This is a genomic window from Immundisolibacter sp. (assembly GCF_041601295.1).
In the GTDB taxonomy this organism is placed as follows: Bacteria; Pseudomonadota; Gammaproteobacteria; order Immundisolibacterales; family Immundisolibacteraceae; genus Immundisolibacter.
This window is the reverse complement of sequence record NZ_JBFIII010000154.1, coordinates 1-4,333: the sequence shown is the minus strand read 5'-3', so window position 1 is coordinate 4,333 and position 4,333 is coordinate 1. Positions and strand designations below refer to the sequence as shown.

Below are 4,333 nucleotides of genomic sequence, written 5' to 3'. Positions count from 1 at the left end.
CGCCCAGCCGGTGATGCACATGAACGACAAGATGGCCGAATCCCGCGACATCGCCGACGGCGAGATGGTGCACGCCTACAACGACATGTCCGACTTCACCATCATGGTGCGCACCTCACCCACGGTGGCGCCCAATCAGGCAGTGATCTACTTCTGGGAGGCTTACCAGTTCCCGGACTGGAAGGTCTACGACCGGGCACTGGTCGGCATGCCCAAGCCGCTGCATCTGGCCGGTGGCTATGAGCAACTGCGCTACTACCTCTATAACGGCAGCCCCGGCCCCAGCACGGATCGCGGCGTGCGGGTGGAAATCGAAAAAATCACCCCTGCCTGAATCGGCCTGATATCCGTTAATCCTTATTTTTTACAGAGGATAAAACCATGGCTTTTGCAAAACGCGGCGCCTCAAAGGAAGAACTGCTGCGCCACACCCGCCAGGTTGGCAACATCATCGATCTGAACAAATGCATGGGTTGCCAGACCTGTACCGTTGCCTGCAAAAGCCTGTGGACCACGCGCGAAGGCACCGAGCACATGCGCTGGATGAACGTCACCACCTATCCGGGTGCCGGCTATCCGCGCGACTACGAACAGATGGGTGGTGGCTACGCGGCGGATACCGAAAAAACGCCCACACCCGGCAAGCTGACCACCTTCAGCGACGTCGGCGACAACTTCAAGTTCAACCATGCCGATGTCTACTACGGCGGCAAGGGCAACAAGACGCACCTGAAGCCCAGCGCCGCGCTGTCCGGCGAAGACCCGAAGTGGGGCTACAACTGGGACGAGGACGAAGGCGGCGGCGACTGGCCCAACGGCTATTACTTCTATCTGCCGCGCAAGTGCTATCACTGCGACGACGCGCCGTGCCTGAAGGCCTGTACCCATAACGCCCTGTACAAGCGCGAGGAAGACGGCATCGTGGTACTCGACCAGGAGCGCTGCAACGACGACCGGCTGTGCGTTGAGGCCTGCCCCTACAAGGCCATTTACTTCAACCCGGTGTCGCAGAAATCCGAAAAATGCGTCATGTGCTACCCGCGGGTCGAGCAAGGCATCGCCCCGGCCTGCGATCGCCAGTGCCCCGGCCGCACGCGCATCTTCGGCTATCTGGACGAGGAAGACAGCGACCTGTACAAGCTCATTTACGTGCACAAAGTGGCCAGGCCACTGCACCCGGAGTTCGGAACCGAGCCGAACGTGTTCTACATCCCGCCGTTCGATTCCACCAAGGCGTTCGCCGATGACGGATCCATCACTGACGAGGGTCGCATCGAGGCCGGCGTGCTGATCGAGCTGTTCGGCCCCGGCGTGGTCGATGTCATCGGCAAGCTCAAGGCTGAACGCACCAAGCGCCAGAATGGGGAACCGTCCGAGGTCATGGACCTGCTGATCGGCCGCAACTTCTGGGATCGCTTCAAGGGCTTCAGCAACGACCCACTGCAGGAGGCCATGTAATGGAAATCAAGCGCGCCGCGGCGGATGCCGCCGCCCTGCTCGATCCTGCCAACGCCGTCTGGCAACAGGCCACGGCGCAGGACTTCCCGATGGTGCCCACGCCGCTGAAGAACAACCCGGCCATCGAAGCCATCTCGCCGTTCATCGCCCAGAGCACCGACCACGGCGTCATCCACGGATTGACCGCGGCCGGTCTGCACAATGGGACGGTGTTGGCGCTGCGCCTGTCCTGGGCCAGCGACCAGCACGACACGATTGCCGACCTTGACCAGTTCGTGGATGGCGTGGCGGTGATGTTCCCCCTGACCGCCAAGGCCAGTGCCGTCACCATGGGCAGCCCCGGTGAGCCGGTCAACGCCTGGTACTGGAAAGCCGACAAGGCCGAGCAACCGTTCGACGTGGTGGCCGAGGGTTACGGCACCTCGGAGCGGCGCTCCGGCAAGGACGCCAGGCTGGTGTCCAAATCCCTGTACCAGGGCGGTCGCTGGCATGTCGTGCTGCAACGCCCCCTCGACATCGGCAACACACATGCCCAGTTCCAGCCTGGGACTCCCACCAAACTGGCCTTCGGCGTCTGGGACGGTGGCAACCGGGAGCGGGCCGGGCGCAAGTCCTTCTCGGGCGATTTCGTACTGGTTCCGGTGGCCACGTGAGCGCGCCTGCCGAGGCCGCACCGGAAGTTCTTGAAGTCGCGGCCGATTCCGAAGCTGCCGCACGCAGCCGCGTTTATGGCCTGTTTGCCGAAGCGCTGCGTTTCCCGCAAGGAGAGCTGGCGGCAGCACTCGAAAGCGGCGAGATGTACCAGGCACTGGCGCTGGCAGCCGGTGCACTGCCCTATCGCTACACCTTCATGGGGCCACCGCTGATCGAGGCGCGCGAGCTGGGCCGCACCTATACCGCGCTGTTCGACGCGGTGGGCGGCCGGCCGCAGGTCTCCATTCTCGAACAGCGCCACGAGGGCTCTCCTCCCGAACAGCAGCTGTGGGAGGAACTGCTGCGCTTCTACCGCTTTTTCGGTTTGGATTTTTCCACTGGCGGCGCCCGCGAGCGCCCGGACCACCTGCTTATGGAACTCGAGTTCATGCACTACCTCACGTTCCTGGAAGCCGGGGCGTCGGACAGCGCGGACGACCTCAGACGCGGCCAGATCGATTTTCTTGAACGGCATCTGGCGCGCTGGCTCCCTGGCCTGCGCGTGGCGCTTGCCGAGACCGATGAGGCGGAGCCCTATGACGTGCTGATCGATGCCGTGTCGCGTTTCGTCGGCGCCGACTGCACGTACCTTGGCAATCCTCACGCCGGCCCACAGCCGCCGGTCTGAGCGTGGCACCGACATCCAAAAAGGCATCTTTTCCTGGAGCAACGTGATGGGCAAGCCCGAAACCGCCGCTATCACCAATCCTGCCCGGCGCAGATTCCTGCAAGCCAGCGGCGGCACCGCGGTGGCCTTGTCGCTCACCCAGTTGAGCGGCGTGCTGTCCGGTACCTACGTAAAAAGCGTAATCGCGGCGGAAAAATCGGTTCAGTACGGTGGCACTGAAGACCTGTACCGACAGATATGGAACTGGGACAAGGTCTCCTGGGGCTCCCACACCAACGCCTGCCTACCCGGCTGCTGTTCGTTCCACGTGTATGTAAAGGACGGCATGGTCTGGCGCGAGGAACAGGCCGCCCGAAACCCGGCCTCCAATGAAAACTACCCGGACTACAACCCGTTGGGTTGCCAGAAAGGCTGCTCGTTTCATGCCAACCTGTACGGCGACCATCGCATCAAGTACCCGCTGCGGCGGGTCGGCGAGCGCGGCTCGGCCAAATGGGAGCGCATCAGCTGGGACGATGCGCTGACCGACATCGCCAGCGCCATCGTCGACGGTCTGGAAGAAATGGGCTCCGACGGCTTCCTGCTGGACCCACCACACGAACATGCCGGCACGGTTTCCTGGGCCGGTGCCCAGCGCATGAATTCGGTCATCGGTGGCGTGTTGCCGGACCTGAACGTGCTGATCGGCGATTTCTACAAGGGTATTTTCGACACCATCGGCAAGATGCATACCGGCTACAGCGCCGACAACCTGTTCGATGCCGAGCTGATTTTTCTTACCTACTCGAACTGGTCGTACACCATGCCGGCCATCTACCACTTCCTGACGGAAGCCCGGTACAACGGCACGGAAATCGTCTCCATCTCGCCTGACTACAACCCGACCTCCATCACCGCCGACTATCACGTGCCCGTCAACCAGGGCTGCGACGCGGCTTTCTGGCTGGGCATTTGCCAGGTGATCATGGCCGATGGCCTGGTGGACGAAGCTTTCGTGAAGGAACAGACCGACCTGCCGCTGCTGGTGCGGGCCGATAACGGCCGCTATCTGCGCCAGACCGACGTGGACGGCGGCGGTCGTGAGGACCAGCTGTACCTGTATGACCTCAAGGCCGGCGCGATCGCCAAGGCGCCGCGCGCCACACTGCTGTTCGACGGCGAACCGGCTCTGGAAGGTCAATTCGAGGTCACGCTTGCGACCGGCGAGAAAGTCGTTGTCACCACCGTGTATGCCCTTCTGAAGGCACAGATCAACGCCAATCACACCCCCGAGCAAGTGCAGCAGCAATCGGGCGCACACCCCAGCCTGACCCGCATGCTGGCCAAGAAAGTCGCCACCAAGCGCACCTGCTCCTACATCGGCTTCAGTTCGGCCAAAACCTACCACGGCGATCTTGGCGAACGCGCGCTGATGCTGGCCATGGCCCTGTCCGGCAACTGGGGCAAGCCGGGCACCGGCTGGAACACCTGGGCCATGCCGGCCGACCATATCGAACTGATGATGGTGATGGAAAAAACCGTCGCCGAGGGCGGCCTGGCCGCCTTCGCGCAGAT

General features: G+C 62.8%; 4 protein-coding genes and 1 pseudogene. All 5 read left to right on the top strand.

All coding sequences use genetic code 11. From position 1 onward, the window contains the following. A pseudogene (locus tag ABZF37_RS13760) lies at positions 1-334 on the top strand (ethylbenzene dehydrogenase); the annotation flags it as partial. Between the two features lie 47 nt (positions 335-381). Further along, entirely contained in the window at positions 382-1,458 is a 1,077-nt protein-coding gene (locus ABZF37_RS13755; protein ID WP_372720883.1) for a 4Fe-4S dicluster domain-containing protein, read from the top strand. Beyond that, positions 1,458-2,111, top strand: a complete 654-nt coding sequence (locus ABZF37_RS13750) for an ethylbenzene dehydrogenase-related protein (RefSeq protein ID WP_372720881.1) — start codon at positions 1,458-1,460, stop codon at positions 2,109-2,111. The genes ABZF37_RS13755 and ABZF37_RS13750 overlap by 1 nt, the downstream gene beginning before the upstream one ends. Continuing rightward, positions 2,108-2,779: a molecular chaperone TorD family protein gene (locus ABZF37_RS13745; RefSeq protein ID WP_372720879.1), complete on the top strand. Its 672-nt coding sequence runs from the start codon at positions 2,108-2,110 to the stop codon at positions 2,777-2,779. The genes ABZF37_RS13750 and ABZF37_RS13745 overlap by 4 nt, the downstream gene beginning before the upstream one ends. Positions 2,780-2,825: 46 nt before the next feature. Next, positions 2,826-4,333, top strand: a 1,508-nt coding sequence (locus tag ABZF37_RS13740; protein WP_372720877.1) for a molybdopterin-dependent oxidoreductase, incomplete at its 3' end; no start/stop codon positions are given.

Coding starts and splice junctions, on each gene's coding strand:
- ABZF37_RS13755 (WP_372720883.1), top strand. CDS start 382: ATGGCTTTTGCAAAACGCGGCGCCTCAAAGGAAGAACTGCTGCGCCAC.
- ABZF37_RS13750 (WP_372720881.1), top strand. CDS start 1,458: ATGGAAATCAAGCGCGCCGCGGCGGATGCCGCCGCCCTGCTCGATCCT.